Annotated in this window: 22 protein-coding genes; 6 read left to right on the top strand and 16 right to left on the bottom strand. The window is 40.7% G+C overall.

Annotated features, from left to right (window positions below; genetic code table 11):
• Positions 1 to 301 precede the first annotated feature (301 nt).
• Positions 302 to 541, bottom strand: coding sequence for a hypothetical protein (locus J2Z69_RS19375; protein WP_342591567.1), 240 nt, complete (start codon positions 539 to 541; stop codon positions 302 to 304).
• Between J2Z69_RS19375 and J2Z69_RS04990 the strand changes: the two genes are divergently transcribed.
• From J2Z69_RS04990 to J2Z69_RS04980, 3 genes are all read left to right on the top strand, one after another.
• Positions 429 to 1,433 carry an AraC family transcriptional regulator ligand-binding domain-containing protein gene (locus J2Z69_RS04990; protein WP_342591561.1) on the top strand — a complete coding sequence of 335 codons (1,005 nt, stop codon included), beginning with the start codon at positions 429 to 431 and terminating at the stop codon, positions 1,431 to 1,433. The two genes, J2Z69_RS19375 and J2Z69_RS04990, sit on opposite strands and share 113 nt — an antisense overlap.
• A gap of 50 nt (positions 1,434 to 1,483) precedes the next feature.
• Positions 1,484 to 2,278 carry an SDR family NAD(P)-dependent oxidoreductase gene (locus J2Z69_RS04985; RefSeq protein ID WP_209859699.1) on the top strand — a complete coding sequence of 265 codons (795 nt, stop codon included), beginning with the start codon at positions 1,484 to 1,486 and terminating at the stop codon, positions 2,276 to 2,278.
• Positions 2,279 to 3,123: 845 nt separating this feature from the next.
• Positions 3,124 to 3,936 carry a DNA-binding protein gene (locus J2Z69_RS04980; RefSeq protein WP_245338951.1) on the top strand — a complete coding sequence of 271 codons (813 nt, stop codon included), beginning with the start codon at positions 3,124 to 3,126 and terminating at the stop codon, positions 3,934 to 3,936.
• 628 nt (positions 3,937 to 4,564) lie between these two features.
• Here J2Z69_RS04980 and J2Z69_RS04975 read toward each other — a convergent pair.
• Positions 4,565 to 4,801: a DUF3953 domain-containing protein gene (locus tag J2Z69_RS04975; protein ID WP_209859698.1), complete on the bottom strand. Its 237-nt coding sequence runs from the start codon at positions 4,799 to 4,801 to the stop codon at positions 4,565 to 4,567.
• 504 nt (positions 4,802 to 5,305) lie between these two features.
• Positions 5,306 to 5,773 carry a coagulation factor 5/8 type-like protein gene (locus J2Z69_RS04970; RefSeq protein WP_209859697.1) on the bottom strand — a complete coding sequence of 156 codons (468 nt, stop codon included), beginning with the start codon at positions 5,771 to 5,773 and terminating at the stop codon, positions 5,306 to 5,308.
• 767 nt (positions 5,774 to 6,540) lie between these two features.
• Between J2Z69_RS04970 and J2Z69_RS04965 the strand changes: the two genes are divergently transcribed.
• Positions 6,541 to 7,908, top strand: coding sequence for a cytochrome ubiquinol oxidase subunit I (locus J2Z69_RS04965; RefSeq protein ID WP_209859696.1), 1,368 nt, complete (start codon positions 6,541 to 6,543; stop codon positions 7,906 to 7,908).
• Between the two features lie 12 nt (positions 7,909 to 7,920).
• Positions 7,921 to 8,967, top strand: coding sequence for a cytochrome d ubiquinol oxidase subunit II (locus tag J2Z69_RS04960; protein WP_209859695.1), 1,047 nt, complete (start codon positions 7,921 to 7,923; stop codon positions 8,965 to 8,967).
• 50 nt (positions 8,968 to 9,017) lie between these two features.
• On the opposite strand, the gene J2Z69_RS04955 is transcribed toward J2Z69_RS04960, so the two are convergent.
• From J2Z69_RS04955 to J2Z69_RS04930, 6 genes are all read right to left on the bottom strand, one after another.
• Positions 9,018 to 9,323: a hypothetical protein gene (locus tag J2Z69_RS04955; protein WP_209859693.1), complete on the bottom strand. Its 306-nt coding sequence runs from the start codon at positions 9,321 to 9,323 to the stop codon at positions 9,018 to 9,020.
• 524 nt (positions 9,324 to 9,847) lie between these two features.
• Positions 9,848 to 10,408 carry a hypothetical protein gene (locus J2Z69_RS04950; RefSeq protein ID WP_209859691.1) on the bottom strand — a complete coding sequence of 187 codons (561 nt, stop codon included), beginning with the start codon at positions 10,406 to 10,408 and terminating at the stop codon, positions 9,848 to 9,850.
• 49 nt (positions 10,409 to 10,457) lie between these two features.
• Positions 10,458 to 10,973, bottom strand: coding sequence for a zinc metalloprotease (locus tag J2Z69_RS04945; RefSeq protein WP_209859689.1), 516 nt, complete (start codon positions 10,971 to 10,973; stop codon positions 10,458 to 10,460).
• A 426-nt stretch (positions 10,974 to 11,399) separates the two neighbouring features.
• Complete coding sequence (locus J2Z69_RS04940) at positions 11,400 to 12,710, bottom strand: arsenic transporter (RefSeq protein ID WP_209859688.1); 1,311 nt, start codon at positions 12,708 to 12,710, stop codon at positions 11,400 to 11,402.
• A gap of 126 nt (positions 12,711 to 12,836) precedes the next feature.
• Positions 12,837 to 14,261 carry an NAD(P)-binding domain-containing protein gene (locus J2Z69_RS04935; protein ID WP_209859685.1) on the bottom strand — a complete coding sequence of 475 codons (1,425 nt, stop codon included), beginning with the start codon at positions 14,259 to 14,261 and terminating at the stop codon, positions 12,837 to 12,839.
• 67 nt (positions 14,262 to 14,328) lie between these two features.
• Positions 14,329 to 14,637, bottom strand: coding sequence for an ArsR/SmtB family transcription factor (locus tag J2Z69_RS04930; RefSeq protein WP_209859683.1), 309 nt, complete (start codon positions 14,635 to 14,637; stop codon positions 14,329 to 14,331).
• 346 nt (positions 14,638 to 14,983) lie between these two features.
• On the opposite strand from J2Z69_RS04930, the gene J2Z69_RS04925 reads away from it, so the two are divergent.
• Positions 14,984 to 16,327, top strand: a complete 1,344-nt coding sequence (locus J2Z69_RS04925; protein ID WP_209859682.1) for an FAD-binding oxidoreductase — start codon at positions 14,984 to 14,986, stop codon at positions 16,325 to 16,327.
• 159 nt (positions 16,328 to 16,486) lie between these two features.
• On the opposite strand, the gene J2Z69_RS04920 is transcribed toward J2Z69_RS04925, so the two are convergent.
• The 7 genes from J2Z69_RS04920 to J2Z69_RS04890 all read right to left on the bottom strand — a co-directional run bounded on the left by J2Z69_RS04920 (position 16,487) and on the right by J2Z69_RS04890 (position 21,771).
• The gene (locus J2Z69_RS04920; RefSeq protein WP_209859681.1) at positions 16,487 to 16,753 is read right to left on the bottom strand and encodes a glutaredoxin family protein; all 267 of its coding nucleotides are present in this window, start codon (positions 16,751 to 16,753) and stop codon (positions 16,487 to 16,489) included.
• 16 nt (positions 16,754 to 16,769) lie between these two features.
• Entirely contained in the window at positions 16,770 to 17,390 is a 621-nt protein-coding gene (locus J2Z69_RS04915; protein WP_209859680.1) for an NAD(P)/FAD-dependent oxidoreductase, read from the bottom strand.
• A 24-nt stretch (positions 17,391 to 17,414) separates the two neighbouring features.
• On the bottom strand, positions 17,415 to 18,338 hold the full coding sequence (locus tag J2Z69_RS04910; protein WP_209859679.1) for a hypothetical protein: 924 nt from the start codon (positions 18,336 to 18,338) through the stop codon (positions 17,415 to 17,417).
• A 28-nt stretch (positions 18,339 to 18,366) separates the two neighbouring features.
• The gene (locus tag J2Z69_RS04905) at positions 18,367 to 20,805 is read right to left on the bottom strand and encodes a heavy metal translocating P-type ATPase (protein ID WP_209860513.1); all 2,439 of its coding nucleotides are present in this window, start codon (positions 20,803 to 20,805) and stop codon (positions 18,367 to 18,369) included.
• A 47-nt stretch (positions 20,806 to 20,852) separates the two neighbouring features.
• Positions 20,853 to 21,053: a copper ion binding protein gene (locus J2Z69_RS04900; protein ID WP_209859678.1), complete on the bottom strand. Its 201-nt coding sequence runs from the start codon at positions 21,051 to 21,053 to the stop codon at positions 20,853 to 20,855.
• Positions 21,054 to 21,209: 156 nt separating this feature from the next.
• The gene (locus J2Z69_RS19450) at positions 21,210 to 21,293 is read right to left on the bottom strand and encodes a metal-sensing transcriptional repressor (RefSeq protein WP_425354983.1); all 84 of its coding nucleotides are present in this window, start codon (positions 21,291 to 21,293) and stop codon (positions 21,210 to 21,212) included.
• A 133-nt stretch (positions 21,294 to 21,426) separates the two neighbouring features.
• The gene (locus J2Z69_RS04890; protein ID WP_209859677.1) at positions 21,427 to 21,771 is read right to left on the bottom strand and encodes a metal-sensitive transcriptional regulator; all 345 of its coding nucleotides are present in this window, start codon (positions 21,769 to 21,771) and stop codon (positions 21,427 to 21,429) included.
• Positions 21,772 to 21,854: the final 83 nt, after the last annotated feature.

Genomic DNA, 21,854 nt, shown 5'->3' with positions numbered 1-21,854 from the left:
ACAGATGGGCGTTCATGTCTACGTGTGATGAGAGTTTACGGACCATTAAGTTGAAAATCTTTTATTAACTTTCATGGATTGGAATTCGGTAGGTGTTATATCGAAATATTGCTTAAAATGAAGGACAACTTGTGTCACAGATAAATGCACAAAAGTGCCTACCTCATGGTTGGTTGCGTTAAGTATGTTAAAGGATAGAATTTATGGAAGGAAGAATATACGAGCATAGATCTATACGGAGTACTGTTTGGTCCTCATGAATGATACTGAAAATGAACTGACGTTCCTTGATTTTATTGCATTACGATAAGTTTTTGTCGGTTAAGCTATAATTAGAAGAAACAATGGTCCGCGGGCTACGTGGATCATTTGCAATTAGACAATTTCCTTGGAGGTTGACAGCTATGAACGCTTCTTCAGCAGACTCTATCAAGATCACGCCAGGCTTCTGGTCAAGCCTAAGAGGAATAGGAATAGATCCCCTTGACGTAATGCGCAGAGCCCGTTTACCACTAACCGTCATCAACGAACCGTTAGTCACGAATGCCCAATATTACTCGATCTGGCAAGCCTTTTCAGAACAAGTCGGAGACACCGCTATGGGGATCGTCAAGCTTGCGACCGCCTACGAGACTGCTCAGTATCCGCCTGCCGCCTTGGCGACCTTTCATGCTCGCGACTACCGGGACGCGCTGAACCGAATGGCGCGCTATAAGCAAATGTGTCCTCCGGAAAACTTGCGAATTCGTGAAGAAGGCGAGCAATGCTCGATTGAATTAGAGTGGAAGAATGGTGCGCAACCCGGACCGCCCGTGCTTGTAGGCATCACACTCGCCTATTTGATTGAACTCGGGCGCAGGGGAACTGGCCTTCATCTTAAAGCTCATTCTGTTGAATTCACACACCCCATGGGCGACATTCAAGCCCTTGAAGGTTATTTCGGTTGCCGCGTTCGAACGAGGACAGACTGCAATCGGCTCGTGCTGAATCGCGACGATCTGAGCCGTCCTTTCGCGTCGTACAACGCAGAACTTCTCGACATTCTAACCCCCACCTTGGAACGTACGCTGGATGAACGACAAAGTCAGCTCACAATGAGCGCTAAGGTAAAGTGGATCTTGTCTCGATGCTTAACGCGAGGACGAATAGATATGCAAACCGTAGCCTTCGAACTGGGGTTGAGCGATCGCACCTTGCAGCGTAGGTTGACAGTGGAAGGTTCAAGCTTCAAGCAGTTGCTGGCGCAAACCAGACACGAACAGGCCCTCGCTTACTTGGCAGACCCGTCATTGGAGATCAAAGAGGTCGCTTTTCTCGTGGGCTACGAAGATCAGAATTCGTTCTACCGTGCGTTCCGCTCATGGGAAGGAGAGACCCCCAGCAATTGGCGCGTCGCGCAAGAAAATGGACGTGTGTCGCTAGTTACAGAGTAGACGAAATTAAGTATTATAATTTCTATCCTAGACATAAGGAGTGCAATCAGATGGATATGGGATTGAAGAATAAGACAGCTCTAGTAACGGGTTCAACCAGAGGCATAGGAAAAGCAATTGCCCTTGAACTTGCCAGAGAAGGCGTTCACGTTCTTATAAATGGTCGGAACAACAGTGATGTAGAGCGCGTGGTTTTAGAGTTCAAAGCGGCATTCCCGGAGACGGAACCTCAGAGTGCAACAGCGGATCTCGTCGATGCTCGGCAAAGAGAAGCTTTATTTGCGAAGTTCCCCCACGTAGATATTCTCGTGAATAGCATGGGCATATATGAAATCATGTCTTATGACGACATAGACGATGCCTTATGGGAGAAATACTTCCGCACGAACGTTCTCGCCGCCAACAGCTTAACCAAGCATTATTTAACTTCTATGCTGAACCGCGAATACGGCCGCATTATCTTTATTGCGAGCGAGGAAGCCGTCATGCCTTCTGGACAGATGCCTCAATACGGCATGACCAAATCCATGCTGTTGTCATTGTCCAAGAGCTTGTCCAAGCTGACCCGCGGCACGGAGATTACGGTGAACACAATCCTACCTGGACCGACCCTCTCCGAGAACGTGCAGCAGATCATTGAGAGTATTTATTCGAACGAAGAGATGACCTTCGAGGCTAAAGAAAAAGACTTTATGACGAAGAACCTGCCCCAATCTGAAATCGAAAGATTTATCAGACCTGTAGAGATCGGCCGATTGACTGCTTTCGTCTGCAGCCCAAGGGCCTCCTCCTTCAGAGGTTCTCCGATCCGCATGGACGGAGGTATGGTACCGACGATATTTTAATTTTGATACTAATAGGTACTATATTAAAAAAACAAAACAAAAGAAGGCAACCGATTATCGATCGGTTGCTTTTTTCGTTAAGCTATTCCAAGAGTGAGTGGTTTTCTTTTCTTATAAAAAGATATGGCCGAAACGCCTCCCCTTCGACACAGAAATATAATTCCTCGTTTTCTATTTCAAGCTGGATCATTCTAGCCAAATGCTTTGTTTGAACTCAATATGGAAATCCAGTGAACGAGTTCATCTACATAAGCAATTGCCGCTAAAAAAAGGGGATAGCTGTCAACAAACAAGTTACATAATAAACTTTGGCTTTTTTTGTGTATAGAAGTTCTTGTCATTTACTCAAGACAAAACTTCTATACAATCCCGTTGTCCCGGAAAGTACGAATTTTTAAGTGTATTGTCGGAACAAGGAGCCGGCTCGTGTTCAGTAAAATCTGTAGTAACAAATGCTGGGGAAAACTTGCCAGTTGTTCAAGCGTGGTTGTTTACAATTGCATTAAACAAATCAAATTTTATTGTAGTATCGACTAGAATGGATATTTTGTCTAATCCAACAGATGGAATGGAAACTAGAAGAGTTATAGGATTACATAATATGAGATTGCAATCATGCAGACATGAAACATATGTTGGATGCTCAGAAGAAAATAACCAAAAAAAATCATTCGTGCAGAAGATTTTTTTTGTGATTATTTTTATAGATGTACAAAGCAATTAATATTTAATTGAACATTAGTTAATTTTGGTATATATTACTAATATTAGGAAATATAAGAAGTTGCTATACATGCTTTCTGATTTTTTAACACATTAATAAAAAGTAAAAGGAGGCATTTATTTTGGAAAAAAATAAAGAAATTTCATTAGTTTCAGACAATTATCACGTATTAGATAAGACTTTTGAGCTCATTCGATCCTGCTATAAGCATAATGATTGGGAAGAAGCAGAAGTTATCTGTCAACATATGCGCAAAATAGCAGAAAAGCTTTACTCAGATCAAAAAAAATGGGGAGATATCTTGCCCTCATATTTAAAACGACCCATCATTTTTTACATTGGTTACAGTTATCTAGCAGAATCTATATTATATCAAAAACAGAGACGCTTTACTGAAGCAAAAGAGGCAATTCAGCAATATGCAAAGTTAGATAGATATGAATTATTTGACCAAAACAGCCAAGAAGAGATCGAGCGATTTCAACATTTTGCCAAAGCGAATTCTTATGCGAATGATATTTTATCAGGAAATAGGGCATCTTTAGGAGACTATGTAGAATTCTTAAAATTGGATGAGGAAGAAGTACTTCCAGGACTCATTACGATATTAGAAGCTGCAAATTTTAATGGATGGATTATAGATGAGGCTATAAGCGAATTTATACCTAAGGAACTTGAAGCTTTTTCATGCTATGAAGATCAAGGAAATCGAGTCTATTATATCAAATTACTTAACCAACTTGCTATTTATGAATTCGGCAGAAAAAATTATAATAAAACTATTGAATACATCCTAAGTTATCTTACTAAAGCAGTGAAAATGGATGCACATAGGGAGTTTATTGTTATAATTTCAATGTTTGAAACTATTCGATCCTTTGCAACCTCTGACCAAGAAAATTGTTATCAATTGATATTGAAGGGAGCGTGCTGAATAATGAAAAAAATATTAATAATAATGCTTTTAGCATCAACGGTTAGCTTTACAGTCACAAATCTGTCCAATGCAGTTAGTAAGGCTGTAACTTATAATCACGGTATTAACGGCTAATTTCATGACTAAGAGAGAAGCAAATTAAAGGGGGCAAATCGCCCCTTTAATTAATAGAAAACTAGAAAACTGATATTGGCGATAAGAATTTCAATCACGCGCTTACTCACAAAACTCGTATTTTGTACATATGTAAATAGGCTTAAACCAGTAGCCATTCCCTCCTCTTTGATTTCATAATATAACGTTTTAATTATAGATTAAATAAGATATACCTTGTTTATTCTATTTTCTATTTCAAATGCTAACTATAGGAATGATTTCCACCTCACAAAAATCAGTTTGTTTTTTAAAAAATATTTGAATAACAAAGTGATATTATCCCTAAGGCAATCTAATGAATAGATAATGAAGAGTAAGGCTCTGGTGTATCAATTATGTCTAAATTACGATTAAAGGCAAAAGCAAATGTGAAAATACCCGTATATGCTAATATCCTTCCAGTCATTGTAGGATTTTTCATTGCTCAATCACCACCTTTAATAACTTAATACTAATTCATAACTGCTCGTTAATTTAATATTAAATTTTGAATAGATACAATTAAAACAAATAATGCAACGATAATACTCATATACCAGAATCCTTTTCTGCCTTTTTGAAGATCTTCTAAGCCTATTATCAACATAAATACTCCTAAGCACAACATCATATATGGCATCAATTCAAATGTTTTAGTAATTAAACAATAAAATGATGTAGCAATAACTATTAAAGCTAAAATCATTTTACTGATTTTTAGCACCATAATTTCCCTCCTTAAAAATTAAATTTTCTATACTTCCAATTTTAGTAACATCAATCTAATACATTAATTTATTGTGAATTGTACCATAAATAGAATTTTTATGCTTTTGGCTCATCTTCTTATTAAGCTAGCCTGCCCGTTACCTAAATAATGGGCAGGCTACCGTAGCGCTTGCTCATCAATATATATTATTCAACTATGGTTCCCCGTTGGCAGCTATTGATATTTTTTTACATAAAAAAAGATTTTTTCAGTGTTTCCGGTCTAGTCTTCCTTCATTAGTTGAATCTTTGGGAAGTTCAGGTTTATCGTTTCCGATCTGCAATAAGACCATGTTCTTGTCCATTATCGGCAAAGGAATCAAGTTCTTGTCCTATGAAAAAGACAAGAACTCGGTCCCTTAAAAGAGAAGTTCCGCTCTGAGCGCGGATATACTGGGACTGTGTTCTTGTCTTCTGACAATATTCTATCGATCCATGTTATTTACTGCATTACTCGGCTATATTAAATTCCAAAATGAATAATTAATCTGTTATTCGCTGAAGCTTTGATAGCTAAGTCAATTAAAGATTCTAATTCACTCTGCATTGTTTCTCGCTTTAACCAATTTCTCGTCTGTTCCCAGTAGCCATCTTCATTCTCTTCTTCTTTCCAAACAGTATCTCCTCTTAAACTGAATATGTCAGGTGCTTCTTTGATTAATTCAAGCCATTTACCTAATATCTTTTTTAGCTTCTCTGCTCCCGACTTACTAATAACGGTTACCCCGTAGTAATTTATTCCTTTGTGACTTTCTTTTGTTTCGGGGTTATAAGTAGGTAACCAGTTCAAGAAGTCCGTCATGTACTGAATAATCTCATCAGATACTTCAGACTTTTCAGTCCATGTATACCGATTAGTTCTGTACCATTCATATCTGTCATTCAAATCAAAATTACTGCTAAGAAGAAAAAATTCGTGGGTTAGACTCATTCAATCACCTGGGTTACCCCTTGTTAATTTATTGATATTACAGAAACTATTTTAACACATATTGGAACTAACCTGCCTTTTAGTTTAATAACCTGGTTCATTTCCAGGGATTATGGATTTGTGTAGAAGTTCTTATCTTGAGCCAAGAACTTCTACACAAAAAATTAAAAATCCGCATTTTATAAGACTTTCATTGTATATATGTTCTTGTCGTCCGACAGCAAAGCCCGGAACCTGTCACCCATGCTGAATTTTGACGTATTGTCACCCATGTACACCATCGACCATACTGGTTCCTTCTCCCAGCCTTCCTCTTAAATGAAGCATTATATCCCCTCCAAGAATATTTATCCGACTATTTACGTTAGTCTTTGGACTCTCCGCTTTAACACTATTGTGATAAGTTTCACCTTATTACTTCAACGGCGAAACTTATTGAAACGAATTATCTTTTAGAGGGTCTATCGCTATGCGAAAGGTCCTCTTCATTGTAGTAATTATTTACTCTTTCGAAAAAGATTTTTACCTCATACACTATCAAGCCTTGCATATAAATCCCCCCTCCAAGTGAAGAAATATAATAGCAATCCGAGCGGAAGCAGGGCTCTTTAGCCTTTTAAATCTAATATAGCTTGTCCTGCAGCTCCTTCTGTTCAACCCATTTCCAAGCCGTTATACATATGTTAAAAAAAATGCATAAAAATATACCTTCAGGAAATTATAATATGGTCATGAAAAAGTTGGATGACTTGAAAGGACGAGACATCATGGATGATGTAGTTATAGCACGCTCATTATTTGGCACCACAATGGCCTTCCATATCATATTTGCAACGATAGGCGTTGGCCTGCCTTTGATGATTCTTACAGCAGAATTAATATATCAGAAGACAAAGAACTATGAATATGTGGTGATGGCCAAACGTTGGACCAAAGCATTTGCTGTTCTACTTGGCGTTGGTATCCCAACAGGTACGATTGCTGGAGTTCAATTATCTCTGCTTTGGCCAGGTTTCATGGAGGTCGTCGGACGAGTAATGCCGCTTCCTTTTCAAATTGAAATCTATGCTTTCTTTGTCGAAGCACTTTTTATGTCGGTTTATGTTTATGCAGCGGAAAGGATTACTCCTTGGCTAAGAACTTTAAGTCTAATCCTAGTCGCATTAGGTGCATTGGCTTCTGCCATGTTAATCACCAATGTGCATGCTTTCCAAGGAACTCCAGCTGGTTTTCATTATGATAACGGAAAAATTACAGACATTGACCCTTGGGCGGCCTTTTTCAACCCAGGATTTGCGGTGTCCGCCTTACATGTGGCATTTTCTGCTTATGTTGTAGGTGCCTTTGTAATTGCATCTGTTTCCGCTTATAAAATGTTAAGAAACAAATATGGGTCACAGCTATATCGTTTTCACCAAAAGGCGCTTATGGTCAGCATTATAATGGGCGCAATTTTTTCCTTGCTAACCGCATTAAACGGGCATCAATCTGCACAGCACTTACACGAATATCAACCAGAAAAGCTTGCAGCTGCAGAAGGATTGTTTGTGACACAATCCCATGCTCCCTTATCAATAGGTGGTTATACGGATAGGGCAACGAAAGAGGTTAAAGGGGGGATAGAAATTCCCTGGGCATTAAGCTTTTTGGCTGGAAACAGCTTTGATACGGTGGTTGTAGGGTTAAATGATTATCCCGAAGATCTTTGGCCCCCCTTATTTGTTCACACGCTGTTCAATGCAATGGTCGGAATTGGCTCACTACTCATCCTCATCTCTTTGTTAGGACTAGCATGGAAGTGGATATTAAAGAAAGGTAAATTTCCTAAGCTGTATCTGTTGATACTTGTTTTCTCGGGTCCATTAGCGATTATTTCTATTGAGTGTGGATGGATCTTTGCCTGCACAGGTCGTCAGCCTTGGGTTATTTATCATATTCTGAAAACAGTGGATGCTGCCACTTCAGCAAAGAACTTAGGGGTGCTTTCCATTTTGTTCTTTAGTATCTATCTGATATTAGGAATTGCAGTGGTTTCTGTGCTTCTCTATTATTTTAGAAAGAATACGGTAATGGATGATTTCGAAAAAGCTAAGAAGAAGGGTATCCCTCTCCCTCAATACGATTCAAGTAATTAGGAGGAACAAATAATGACAGATGAAATTTTAGCAATTAGTGTAATTTGGGGCTTTGTATTTATTTACGCTGTGATGGCAACAATGGATTTTGGCGCAGGTTTCTGGTCGATGATCTACCTCGATAGAAAACAAACAAAAGCTACCAATGTAGCCAATCGTTATTTATCACCGACCTGGGAAGTGACCAACACCTTTATAGCCGCTTTGGTTGTTGCTATTTATAGCCTTTTCCCAAAAGCGACCTATACTTTAGGCACAATTCTCATTATCCCTGGCAGTACGATTTTATTATTGTTAGCACTACGAAGTGCATTCTTAGTTTTTTCGAATATTGCCACGGATTATGTAAAGCCTCTTTCTTATATATCTGGAATAACGGGTATTATTATTCCGGGTATTTTAATCTGCATATTACCCATTACTCATGGCTCATACATTGAATATGTAGATGGAACTGCCAATTTAAGTCTCGCGGCTCTGTTTACAAGCCCAAATGCCTATGCATTTATCGGATTTGGCATTAGTAGTACACTATTTTTGTCTTCCTTACTATTAGCTGATTATTCTAAGGTGTCCACAGAAATGCATGCTTATAAAGTATATCTTAGGGATGCACAAATTATGGGTCCTATTTCGTTAATTATGGCCATATTGATTGTATTTACGCTGAGAAATGAGGCATCTTGGCTATACGATCGAATGTTAGCAGATTCACCGCTCCTTTGGTTATCCGTTCTTTCCTTTTTAATTGCTGGATTAGGTTTGTTCCTGCCATCTTTTTTTGAAAAGGGAGTCCGCGGTATGCCTCGAATATCTGTCGTAGCCACTATCATCCAATATCTAATCGCTAGTTATGTGTATGGGAAAGCACACTTACCCTATTTCATATACCCTAATATCACGATTCAGGATGGTGTTACAGATCCAAATTCATTTAGAGTCGTGTTTGCTACTTACATTGTAGGATTTGTTATTTTGTTTCCTGGATTTTTCTACTTCTGGCGTTTATTTATGAATGATAAAAAATATATACAGCAAGGGAAAGAAGAAAAGGAATAATAACTGGATAGTTAAACCCGATGCAAGTGACTTAATTTTCCTAGATGAAATCAAAAAATAAGTTTAAAATCAATAAAGTTTTTATACTCCACAATTGTCTTAAAGAATGATGAGTTACTAGGAAATTTGATATATAGAAAATTTCCAACTAACTCGATATTGTCTAATACCTCTCCAACAGCTATAATTTCATACACTAAAAAAAGCCCCTTATTAGAGGCCATTTGAGATCTATTGCTTAGTTTTAAAGATTTTTTCAATGTATGTCCCATTGGATCTTTAGCAATAATTCCGCCGATTAGCCCATGCATATCCAGTCCATCTGTTATAAAAGCAATTCTTGCTAATTCAGGCAAAGTAATTCATCAAACTTCCCTAAAAGGGGGGTCTCTCCTTCAGGGAGTAATTTGTCTGCACTAGTATCCTTGCATCCAATTATGATTTCTTTAATTAGCGTTTTTGGATTACCTATTCCTGAAACGACCAGGTAATACGGTTCTATAGGAACAATAGATCTGAGTGTTAACTTCTCGAATAGACCATTTTTTAATAGTCGTTCTAGAGTACGAAATCAAGCATGAGGATATCCTCTATAATGATTGTTTCTAATACCTCGCCGTATTTCTCAACGGATTTTTTATAATCATTACCAGATGAAGAATGAATCCATATGGATTGTGTAATGGTTACTTTAATTACATGTTAGAAGACATGTGCCTAGTCATTCAACAGAACCCATTCGTATCGAAAAATTATTATTTTTATCAAAAAGCAAAAGGTCCCATGCTCGCAATTAGCGACAAAGGAACGTTTTTGTTTTTGTTCCACTCGGAAGAAATGTCGTGATGGCTAAATTCAAGTAATTCTTTTGCTTGCTGGTTTACTTGTCTAGTTGCAGATCATTAATACTTTGAATGCTTTGAAGTTCTCCGAATTTTTCATTAGCTTTTTTGAAGCTTATCTTCTTACCGTCATCAAAAGTAAACTTACCTTGATATGCTCCTTCGATTGTATACGCATCTTCTGTTACAGGTCCATCATATTTCTTTAAGAACAAGACCAATTTTTCGCCTGGCTTAGAAACTGGATTTCCTTCTAAAACAAACTCTTTATTGTCGGATATACCTCCAGTTTCTAGTATGTCAATATTCTGCTTGCCTTGAAGATCACCTTTGTAAACTTTTTTTACAAGCAAATTATTTTTAGTGAATATTACATGATTGTATTCAAAAGATGTGCCTTTAACAACTTCAGCTTCAATAATTAGGGGTGCATTATTTTTCAAATCACTGACCGTTTTAAATACTTTGTTAAGATCACCGGAAACATTAACGACAGGAATAGATGATGCCTTTGATGTGTGATGGAGTGCTAGTGTACCTCCGCCAAATAAAATGGCTAAAGCAGGAATCAAGATTAGGATCTTCTTTTTATTTGTCATTTTATTGTTTCAATCCCTTCTATTTCTTTATTTATAAAATTCTAAAAACTCATGGATAAAGAGCTTTTGCTCCCTTGATGTCTTCAGAACCTGGTACGGTAGCCGTACGCCCATAGCCATCCTGACACATAATTTGTTTTACATCAGAATTATCATCATTTAATCCCAGAACATGTCCCAGCTCATGCGTAATTATTGCTTGATTTTTTGTAGAAGAATATCCTGACATGTGGTAATAATTCATGCTGACCGAAGCATTAATAGTTGTTGTACCACTAGGATTTATTCTAGTGGTAGCATTGTAATCCGTATTGCCGTAATTCCCATCGTAAAGCGAAACTTCAGTGACTGAATCATTGAAAGTCCACGTTATTTTGGAGTACGCATTATGCCATGCATTTTTAGCATTTGTAAATTCCGTTCCGTAATAGAGGAGTTGACTTGAGTCGTAAGTAAAAGCTGCATTTGAAAATTTATACCCTGTAAGTACGTACGCATAAGAAGTCGAAGACAAAGACATTAAAGCAACAAGCGATACAGCGAACAAAATGAATACTTTTTTCATTCCATTTTCAACCTCACTCTCATTGGTAATAGTTTCTATATTAGTTAAACATAGTTATATATTATCAATTAATGATAATTGTTAATTTCGAGTAAATATTTTATATTCTTGCAGCTCCTTTTCTTTTTCAAACGATTGAACGATCCTTAAAGTTGCAAATTTTACCAAATAAATTTAAGAAATGGACTGTTTTCTTTCTTTCGCCTTGTCCCACTAGAAAAATTGAATGTTCATCCACTTCATTCGTGTATTTTATATTAATGTTGCATCTGGCTTATCGGTCTCAGGATTTTTTCCCCCAGATCTATTCTCAGCTCCTATGTGAACGGTACAGCTACAAGCCAAAGCTTTGATTCATTTTTACTAGAACCTCTTAGCTTATCTAAAGGAACTGTATTATTTTCATCTGCTCCCTGTATATTAAGATCATAAGATAACTAACCATAAGTAGAGTCCTACCAAAGTAATTAGCAACGTTGGAACGGTCAAGATAATTCCTGTTTTAAAATAAGTGCCCCAAGAAATTTTAACTCCCTTGGTTCCCAGTACATGTAGCCACAATAGCGTAGCCAGAGATCCAATCGGTGTGATTTTAGGACCTAAATCTGAGCCAATCACATTGGCATAGACCAAAGCTTCTTTAATCGTATCTGTCGTATGAGTCGCGTTAATGGCAAGTGCATCAATCATCACGGTAGGCATATTATTCATTAGTGATGAAAGAAGAGCTGACAGAATACCCATCGACATCGTTGCGGCGAACAATCCTTGATCCGCTGCAAGCTGAATGACTTTAGCAAGTAAATCGGTTAATCCGGCATTTCTTAATCCGTATACCACTACATACATCCCAATGGAGAAAAATACGATTGCCCACGGGGCTCCTTTGATGACATCCTTGACGGGTACCTTTGGACTTTTTCGTGCCATGAGAAGGAAGAAGATGGCGATGATGCCAGCGATAATGGATACAGGAACATCTAGAAATTCGCTAGCAAAATAACCAATTAGAAGTACTGCGAGCACAATCCATGATATACGGAACATCTTTGGATCCTTAATTGCATTAGAAGGTGTCTTCAGATGCTCTAGATCAAAATTCTTAGGAATGCTCCTACGGAAGAACAGATACAGTACCAAGACGCTGGCACCAAGTGCAAACAAATCTGGAATGATCATGTGGCCTGCGTATTCTAAGAAAGTTATTCCGAAATAGTCTGCAGAAACGATATTTACCAGATTGCTGACTACGAGCGGTAGCGATGTTGTATCTGCAATGAATCCACTAGCTATGATGAAAGGAAACACTTTCTTTTCATCCAAATTCAATGCCCTGACCATTGCTAGTACTATAGGCGTTAAAATAAGTGCTGCACCGTCGTTTGCGAAAAATGCTGCGACAATTGCACCAAGTATGGTCACATAAATAAACATGCGTAATCCATTTCCACGTGCAGCTCTAGCCATATGCAGAGCAGCCCATTCAAAAAATCCAATACGATCAAGGATTAATGAAATGATAATGATGGCTACAAAAGCCAACGTTGCATTCCATACGATTTGTGTAACATCCCATACGTCTTGGAACGTTACAACTCCCACAAGCAGAGCCAATACAGCACCACCGCAGGCAGACCATCCAATAGATAATTTCTTCGGCTGCCAGATGACAAACGTCAGAGTTACCAAGAAAATAACAATTGCTATAATAACTGAAACCAATGTGATACCCTCCATTTAATCACAATTCATCTGGAATTAAGTTGTCCCGTACTATCCCACGCCAAGTATATAGCAGCGGTTAAGCCTGAAGGAATTGTATTTGATTTGTACATTTCTTCTAACAATTCGAAATTGGTACTCTTAATTACAGCAAGAAGGTGTTGTTGAAGCCGAAGTTGAACAACTGCTTTCACCTGAGCTATTCGTTGCATTAATTAAGCTGCACACACCTGTTTCAGGCAGCTCAAGTTCAACTTTTGCTGCTGTTTCTACGTCACCACTTAGATAGGCAGCAATAGATCGAACCTGCTCATATCCAGTAGCCATCAAGAAGGTCGGTGCTCGTCCGTAACTCTTCATTCCTACGATATAAAAGTCTTTCTCATGATGTTGCAGTTCTTTTTGACCATGGGGTCTTACAGTCCCACAACTGTGAATGTTCGGATCAATCAATGGAGCCAATGCTTCAACACTCTCTGTGGCTGGGTCTATACTGAGTCTGATTTCATTTATAATAGAAAAGTCAGGACGGCTTCCTGTGTTCACAATGAGTTGGTCAATTCCGCTAATCTGTGTGTATTCACCATTTAATGTCCCTGATATTTGAATCTGATGATCTGTTTGAATTAGCTCTTCAATTCTAAATGGCGTAAATACTTTAATTTGATTTGAAATGACGAGCTGGTGAATCCGGCTACCAAGCTCACCTCTTGCTTCTAGTTGGTCGTTCTCTTGACCACCATAGGCCTCTTCAACATTTCTTTTTCTTAAGATCCAATAAAGCACTGTCTCTGGATTAGCTTCTTTTAATGTGGCTAGTTCAAGTAAGGTATTTATCGCTGAATGCCCACTTCCGACAACTGCAACGCGTTTTTCTTTGTATTTCAATTGATTTTCTTCATTCATCTTTGGAATACCATAGAATATATGCTCATTCAAAGCTCGCTCTTCTTTTGTCCAGACACCACTAGCATATAAAGGATTAGGATTGCTCCAAGTACCCGATGCATCCATAACTGCTCTTGCAACAATGCGTTTTGTCGTTCCTTCGGATTCAACATAAAGTACGAACGGCTGTTGTTCCCGATTAGCCGATTTCATTTTATCGGTGTCTAGTTTGCTGACAGCAACCACCTTTGAATTTAACATGATATAGGGTTTGATCTCAGGAAGTTCGGCAAGTGGCTCCAAGTACTGCTCTACAATTTCATTTCCCGAGGGTAATTCATCAGCTGGGGGAGTTTTCCACCCCTGTTTATTGAGTAGTGATTTTGCAGCCTTGTTGACATTGTACTGCCACGGTGAAAACAGGCGTACATGCCCCCACTCACGGACATTTTGGCTGACTGCGGAACCAGCCTCCAGAAGGATAAAACGTTGATTCCGACAAACGAGTTCTGCTGCAGCCGCTAATCCGACCGGGCCAGCGCCAATAATTGCTACCGGAAGGTTACTTTGGTTTGCAATTGAGGCTTTATTTTGAACCTCAGCCACTCTAGATTCGTTACAGCACTCTAATGAAGCAGAGCAATCAGAATTGACGATCTCAAATTCAATATTTTCCATAATAAAAATCCTCCTTCACTAGTTAACACATCAATTTATTTTGATTAGATAAACAAAAAAATGATTATCAAGTATTCGGATAAAAAATGCAGCATAGCTCTTCAGACAAAAGTCCTTTAATTTCCTTATTGTTTAGTTCGTAATAATTCCATTTTCCGATACGCTCCATGAGGATAATATTTGCATCTAAAAGCATTTTCAAGTGATAAGACAGTTTGGATTGAGGCAAACCAAGCAGATCGGTCAATTCACATACACAAACCTTCCCTTTCTGGTTCAATTCATATATAATTTTCAAACGATTTTTGTCGGATAAGGCTTTAAACTTTTGTTCGTATTTGTTCAGCGTAGCATCATCGATTGTAGTACTGATCATGGTATCACCTTCTTTTCATTCATCAAATTTTATTGATATGAAAATTGTAACAGTATGAATATTAATCATCAACCATCAATTTTTTTTGATGTTTTTTTTAATTTAGAATTCTCATTCTGCTCTTTCATATACACTGTGGATTGAAGATGTATCAACCTTACAAAAAATATGTTACATGCCATGCCAACCAACACCAATAACAAGAGCTGAATTGTATAGCCCAGATCATTTAATTACGGCTCCTTCAGCAGCCCATACCATACAAATAATTTCTTCATACGATATGTGGTATCTACCTACTTTTTCGGGAACTACACTACACATTTATGAATAGGGAGTTGAGCAAGTGAAATTAAAAACGTTGCTTACCGGGCGAATAATATTTAAGGGAGATCCGGGGTATGAAGCAGCTCGAAAAAATTGGGATCCACATACCGACAGATTTCCAAAGGTATTTGTTTTTGCTCGAAGAACGAAAGATGTATCTAACGCTATACAATGGGCCCGCAAAAACAACGTACCTATTCGGCCAAGAAGCGGAAGACATTCATTAGAGACTAATCTTTCACAGGTTAACGGTGGCATTGTCATCGACGTTAGCGAAATGAAAAAAATCAAGTTGAATAAAAAGCACAGTACTGCTGTAGTAGAGACAGGTAATAGGGTAGGAAGAATTGTAGATACACTAGCCCGGCAAGGATATATTGCTCCATTTGGTGACAGCCCAACGGTTGGTATTGGAGGAATTACACTTGGTGGGGGAATTGGTCCACTCCAAAGGACGACTGGCCTCATCAGCGATAACCTAATCGAACTGGAAATGGTTGACGCTAAGGGAAGAGTAATCCTTGCAAATAAGAAACGAAACTCCGATCTCTTATGGGCCTCGCGCGGTGGCGGTGGCGGCAACTTTGGCGTATACACCAAATATAAATTCAAAGTACTTCGGGCCCCTGCCAAAGCTACCGTATTCAGCATTACCTGGCCATGGGATCAGTTCGAAAAAATCGTAAAGAAATGGCAATTATGGGCTCCTAACGCTAGCAGCAAGTTGGGAAGCGAACTGAGTATAGGTCCCAAAAAAGGTGGGAATGTCAGTATGCTGGGCCTCTATCTTGGATCTAAAACAGAAGCCTTACGTCATTTAAAGCCTATTCTCAGTGTAGGAACACCTACTAAAAAAGACATCCGATTGTTGCCATATATTGAAGCCACTAAATTTCTGTTAGCTCCCGATCCAGTGCTTACTCAAAAGTTCAGCAACCAGTTCTCCAGCGGCTTCGGTAGACGTCCATTCCCAAATAAATCCTTTAAAGCCATGCGCGAGTTTCTAGAAAATGTTGAGCAAGGAACTCCCGCAGGATTCTTTTTCCTCAACTGGGGTGGTGCCATAAGCCGTATCGCACCTAAAGCAACCGCATTCTACTGGCGTAAAGCCCAATTTTATGTCGAATGGAATAGCTCATGGATTAAACCTTCTCATGCGGCTAAGAATATCGCCTTGACTCGCAACACTCGGAAGAAGTTGCAGCCATATATCGTAGGCTCCTATATCAACGTACCAGACCAAGGTATTAAAAGTTCAGGGCCAGTTTATTATGGTAAGAACTATCCTAGGCTGCGTAAAATAAAAGCAAAGTATGATCCTACAAATGTGTTCAATAATCCTCAGAGTATTCCACCAGCGTAAATAGGTCAAGGGGACTATTACAAGAACTTCAATGAGCTCTATTGATGTAGAAAAGTCTAAATAAGTAGTAAAATAGAAGTTATACTTGAAATACCTGAAATAACGAATGACCGCTAATGTAAATTAGTGGTCATTCAACGACATGGCTGTTAATTCACACTAGGTTTCCTTGACAAGGAGAAGCTTACTTATTTCAATCAAGTTCTCGGCAAAACCAACAAACACTTTGTCGTGGATTAAAATGGTTGGTACGATTTGCTTTCTGGTCAGCTCTAGCACTTCTTTCACATAGTCGATATTTTCTTCGCAGTTGAAATCGGTATAGGGAACTTGTCGCTCTTTGAAATAGCGCTTGGCAAATTGGCAGTCGCTACAGGTCGGAATCGTGTAAATCTTAATCGGTTCTGTCTGATTGTCCTCTGACATTGATGTTCTCCTCCTTTTACGCGATGAGTTGCTTTAACTGATCCATCGTAATTCGATCTACGAATTTGACGAATTTTTCTTTCCCTTTCGCCTGTTCTTTGTAGAAATCTATAAGCGTAGATACGACAGGAACAAGCCGTTCCTCCGTTACTCCGGATACAAGCAACCGACCCATGGAGGCCTTAATTCCTTTAGGCTCTCCTCCAACATAAATATCGAATGTATCCCGTATTTTGATGACCCCGATATCCTTTATCAGAGGCTCACTCGTACCCAGTGCGCAGCCTGCATATCCAATCTTCAGTGGTGTGGGCGTCTCAATGCCGGCAATCGCTCGGTTCAAAATTCTTGCCGTCTCCAGACCGGCTTCTTTCGTGCCTTTACAGAAGTTGCAGGCGATCAGACTCTTGGTTGCAAACCCCGCCGGGTACACTTCAAGTCCGGCGTGCTCCAGTTCATTCTGGATGGCCTCCCGCTTATCGAGTGGCACTTCCACATAAAGCTGCTTGAACGAGGTCATTTCAATTTTGGCAGCCGAATCGGTAACAGTGCCGATCTTAGCAAGCTGCTGGGGTGTAAACACGCTTCCTCCGACTTGAATGGCGGGCGATACCGCGAGTTTCGTCTTTTCTCCCATGTTCACTCTCCTCCATTGCTACCTTTATTTCACATCAACGACGAATGGTACCGTGAAGACTTCGCTATTATGCTGAAACTGTCCCCAAATTTTGTATGTCCCGCTTTGTGGAAAAGAAGTTGCAAATTGCGCAGCCGGCCCTGTCGCTTTTTCATCAGTTGGATGGACATGAAGATACTGCTCTGCATCATCCGACAGGATAACGACATGACCTACCGCACCCAAATAGGGCTGTAAGTTATCGATCCCCTTTTTCGTCTTCGCTTCGCGAATGTTGAAGGTCAATGTCACGTCTTCTTTCGGCTTGCTGGCGCTCATAGTTAACTCAATTTCCTTGCCATCGACTTCTTTGACCCGCTTAACGTCAGCTGCAATCGCAACATACTTGTTTTCACTGCCTTCCACCTTCACCCATTCACTGAGCGTTGTATTGGCACCGCCGGTCGGAGTAAAGTCTGCATACATCTTGTATTCACCGCCAGCCGGGAACGAAGTGTTCACCGTAAATGTGCCGTCTCCCTTAAACTCTGGATGAATGTGGTTAAAGAACGACAAGTCATGATTGACGATGATGAGATGAAGCAATTTCTCATGATTGACATCATACTTATTGACTGGTTTTCCTTCCTTATCCGTCACTTGGATGGTCAATTCCGTTTTCTCGGTTGCTTTTGCAGTGCCTGTGGGAAAGGCAAACGATACGTTAAGATCCGTCGATGACGGCTTCGCATTTGCATCATGACCGCTGTGGCCTTCTCCGTTTTCCATGTCTATCACCTCTTTCTTCTCATTTCCTACAGCTTTCTCAGTATTCCCTTGTCCATTGCTGGCTTTATGAATAGAATGGTTATTGCCGTCTACAGGCTTCTTATCTTCCGCTGTTCCGCATGCGGCCAGTACACTGAAAGCGAGAATCACAGCAGTGACGAGGATAATTTTCTTTTTCATATGAGTATAACAACTCCGTTTCGTATCGTTATAAATTTGAGGATGCAGAGCGTACTTTGATACGTTGCAGCCGTAGAGCGTTAAGGACCACGGACACCGAACTGAAAGCCATTGCCGCCCCCGCAACCCAAGGGGCGAGAAGACCAATCGCGGCAATTGGTATACCGAGGGTGTTGTAGCCCAGTGCCCAGAACAAATTTTGGCGAATGTTACTCATTGTTTTACGGCTCATATAGATTGCATCCGGAATGCTGGTCAGATCACCGCGCATCAGGGTAACATCCGCGGCCTCCATTGCCACGTCCGTACCCGTACCAATGGCCATGCCGATATCTGCCATGGCGAGTGCCGGGGCGTCATTAATGCCGTCTCCGACCATGGCTACCTTCTTGCCCTGCGCTTGAAGCTTCTTTACTTCTTCCGCTTTGCCTTCGGGAAGCACTTCGGCACGGACATGATCAATGCCGACCTGAGCTGCGATAGCCTTCGCCGTCCGTTCATTGTCTCCAGTAATCATGATGACCTCAATACCCATATCTTTCAGCCGCGTTACGGCTTTTTTCGATGTTTCTTTAATGGTGTCAGCCACCGCGACAAGACCTGCATACGCTCCGTCAACCGCAATCAGCATTGCCGTTTTTCCTTCTTCTTCAAGCTGCGTCATCTGATCCAGGGCCGTTTCAACCGATACGTCATATTTCGCCATCAGTTTGCGCGTACCGGCTAAGACTTCTTTGCCTTCGACGATGGCCCGGATACCAAACCCCGGAATAGCTTCGAACTGTTCCGTTGCCGATGGCTCAATACCCCTAGCCCTAATTCCGGCAACGATGGCTTCCGCAAGTGGATGCTCGGAATCTTTCTCGGCAGCGCCGACCAAACGAAGAAAAGTATTTTCGTCCATATGGGATGCGGCAATATCCGTAAGTTCTGGCTTACCCTTGGTTACGGTGCCGGTTTTGTCGAGAATGATCGCATTAATCTTATGGGTAGATTCCAGATGCTCGCCGCCTTTGAATAGCACGCCAAGCTCAGCAGCGCGGCCGGAACCGGCCATAATCGATGTCGGAGTAGCAAGCCCCAGAGCACAAGGGCAGGCGATGACCAAAATTGCAATTGCTTTCTCCAGCGCATTCGCGAAGTTGCCGGGTGTCACCAAGAAGTACCACACCACAAACGCCGCAACCGCTATACCAACAACGATGGGGACAAAGATGCCGGAAATGACATCCGCTATCCGCTGAATCGGCGCTTTCGAGCCTTGCGCTTCCTCTACAACTTTAATGATTTGAGCAAGTGCGGTTTCCTTTCCGACTTTGGTCGCTTTCACTTTCAATCTGCCGTTCTTGTTAACCGAAGCGCCAATGACGTTATCACCAGCTTTCTTCTCGACGGGAATGCTCTCCCCAGTCAGCATAGATTCATCGACCGCCGAGCTTCCGTCGAGTACGTCCCCATCAACCGGAATCTTCTCCCCCGGTTTCACGATGACAATATCGCCGGCAAGCACCTCTTCGATAGGGATCGTCAACTCCTGTGCGTCCCGAACGACGAGAGCGGTTTTCGCTTGAAGGCCCATCAGCGTCTTAATCGCTTCGGATGTACGACCTTTGGCCATCGATTCGAACAGCTTCCCGAGAATAACAAGAGTAATGAGAACGGCGCTCGTTTCGTAGTACATTGAGGGACCCAGATGGGCCATGTTGCCCATCCTAGTCCATTCAATCGTCAAGTATAAGCTGTAGAAGTAGGCAGCCGATGTACCGAGCGAAACTAGGACGTCCATATTCGCGCTTTTATTGCGCAGCGCTTTGAACGCGCCCATATAGAACTGTTTACCGATGTAAAATTGAACCGGTGTTGCTAATGACAATTGAAACCATGGATTCATGAATAAATCCGGCATCCAGATCCAGGACAAAAATGAAAAGTGGCTGACCATGGACCAGAGCAGCGGCAAGGAAAGAATAGCTGAGAGAAGCAGTTTATGCTTTTGCTGCGAAATGGCTCTCTCGCGATGCTCCGCAGGATCGATTTCCTCTTGCATCGAAATCGCTTTGTAGCCGAGCTTCTCCACGCGCTGTTGCATATCAACGATCGATACATCGGCCGCATTGTACTTGACTCGTGCGGTTTCCATCGCAAAGTTGACGGATGCGTTCATGACGCCGGGCATTTTGCCAAGACCTTTCTCGATCTTATTCGCGCATGCCGCGCAGGTCATCCCTTCCAGCTTAAAATCGACGACTTCTTTTGTCGTGTCGTAGCCAAGTTTTTTAATGGTTTCTTCCAACCGCTGGACATCGACCTTCACCGGATCATACGTTACGCTCGCCTTTTCTAAGGCGAAATTTACATTCGCGATTGCCACGCCATCTATTTTGCTAAGCCCCTTCTCGATCTTATTTGCACAGGCCGCGCACGTCATGCCCGTGAGCTGCAAGGTTGTTTGACTATTTTGATTCATTTCGATTGCTGCCAATGGTGTTCGCTCCTCATCTCGCTAGGGTTTGATTAAACGACGTCGTATCCTTGCTCTTCAATCGCTTCTTTAATGACCTCAATAGAAACTTGGTTCTCCTCGTAAGAGACTTCCACCGTGTTGCTTGCCAGGTTCACTCTACCAGCTGCTCCGATTTCTTTCAGTGCGCTTTCAATAGAAATTACGCAATGCTGGCAGCTCATACCCTCAACTTGAAATGTTTGTTGTCTCATGTTCCTACTCTCCCTTTTCGAATTAATTTGTTAATGGATTCAAACATTCCATCCATTCGCTGCTTCAATTATCTGGGGGCCTCACTCTTCATGTACGATTTCAATTGATGTAGCAAGACCAGCTTCCCTAGTCCTTAAAAGTATTGTGAACGGCCGCTATCTGATGAACACTTGATCGCACTTGTCGGTTTGTTCCACTTGCCTTTGTACTCCCTGAACCTGACCTTCTATTTGATTCAGTCGGAGTACGTCATTTTTAATAACTACTTTCTTTTAGCATATCTGTCTACTCTATTATATTTACAATACCCGGGTACCCTATAAAAATAAAATATTAAAAGCAGTATCTCTGTTGCTTATTAGTGGTATGAATTTATTTCATCAGTTTATTGATGGTTGTCATTAATTCGGTTAATATTTCCGCATCTCCTTCTTGGATTCGTTCAATGACACAACTTTTCATATGATATTCAAGTAGCATCTTTCCGACACCGTTCAATGAAGCTTGCACCGAAGCAATCTGATTCAACACATCATCACAGTAAATATCTTTCTCAATCATTCCCTTAATTCCGCGAACCTGTCCCTCGATTCGATTTAGTCGATTGAGCAGACTGCTTTTGGTTTTATCTGAATGATGGCTCCTGCGCTCTCCATGAGAGAAGCAGCCCGGGTCTTGGTATATTGGTTGTTTCACGAGTATCGGTTCTTCGCGCATTGGAATCCCTCCTTTTTTAGTTTGCTATACCTCTCACCCCTATAGTAATTGTGTTAAATCAGTGGGCACTTTCACATAAGATA

The organism is Paenibacillus shirakamiensis (assembly GCF_017874255.1).
Lineage (GTDB): Bacteria > Bacillota > Bacilli > Paenibacillales > Paenibacillaceae > Fontibacillus > Fontibacillus shirakamiensis.
Note: the sequence above shows the minus strand (reverse complement) of the source record. Positions and strands in the feature narration are given on the sequence as shown.

What these genes read in the sequence shown, in the direction of transcription:
- J2Z69_RS04985 (WP_209859699.1), top strand. Translation starts at nt 1,484, where the DNA reads ATGGATATGGGATTGAAGAATAAGACAGCTCTAGTAACGGGTTCAACC.
- J2Z69_RS04975 (WP_209859698.1), bottom strand. Translation starts at nt 4,801, where the DNA reads ATGGTGCTAAAAATCAGTAAAATGATTTTAGCTTTAATAGTTATTGCT.
- J2Z69_RS04970 (WP_209859697.1), bottom strand. Translation starts at nt 5,773, where the DNA reads ATGAGTCTAACCCACGAATTTTTTCTTCTTAGCAGTAATTTTGATTTG.
- J2Z69_RS04965 (WP_209859696.1), top strand. Translation starts at nt 6,541, where the DNA reads ATGGATGATGTAGTTATAGCACGCTCATTATTTGGCACCACAATGGCC.
- J2Z69_RS04960 (WP_209859695.1), top strand. Translation starts at nt 7,921, where the DNA reads ATGACAGATGAAATTTTAGCAATTAGTGTAATTTGGGGCTTTGTATTT.
- J2Z69_RS04950 (WP_209859691.1), bottom strand. Translation starts at nt 10,408, where the DNA reads ATGACAAATAAAAAGAAGATCCTAATCTTGATTCCTGCTTTAGCCATT.
- J2Z69_RS04945 (WP_209859689.1), bottom strand. Translation starts at nt 10,973, where the DNA reads ATGAAAAAAGTATTCATTTTGTTCGCTGTATCGCTTGTTGCTTTAATG.
- J2Z69_RS04940 (WP_209859688.1), bottom strand. Translation starts at nt 12,710, where the DNA reads ATGGAGGGTATCACATTGGTTTCAGTTATTATAGCAATTGTTATTTTC.
- J2Z69_RS04935 (WP_209859685.1), bottom strand. Translation starts at nt 14,261, where the DNA reads ATGGAAAATATTGAATTTGAGATCGTCAATTCTGATTGCTCTGCTTCA.
- J2Z69_RS04930 (WP_209859683.1), bottom strand. Translation starts at nt 14,637, where the DNA reads ATGATCAGTACTACAATCGATGATGCTACGCTGAACAAATACGAACAA.
- J2Z69_RS04920 (WP_209859681.1), bottom strand. Translation starts at nt 16,753, where the DNA reads ATGTCAGAGGACAATCAGACAGAACCGATTAAGATTTACACGATTCCG.
- J2Z69_RS04915 (WP_209859680.1), bottom strand. Translation starts at nt 17,390, where the DNA reads ATGGGAGAAAAGACGAAACTCGCGGTATCGCCCGCCATTCAAGTCGGA.
- J2Z69_RS04910 (WP_209859679.1), bottom strand. Translation starts at nt 18,338, where the DNA reads ATGAAAAAGAAAATTATCCTCGTCACTGCTGTGATTCTCGCTTTCAGT.
- J2Z69_RS04905 (WP_209860513.1), bottom strand. Translation starts at nt 20,805, where the DNA reads ATGAATCAAAATAGTCAAACAACCTTGCAGCTCACGGGCATGACGTGC.
- J2Z69_RS04900 (WP_209859678.1), bottom strand. Translation starts at nt 21,053, where the DNA reads ATGAGACAACAAACATTTCAAGTTGAGGGTATGAGCTGCCAGCATTGC.
- J2Z69_RS04890 (WP_209859677.1), bottom strand. Translation starts at nt 21,771, where the DNA reads ATGCGCGAAGAACCGATACTCGTGAAACAACCAATATACCAAGACCCG.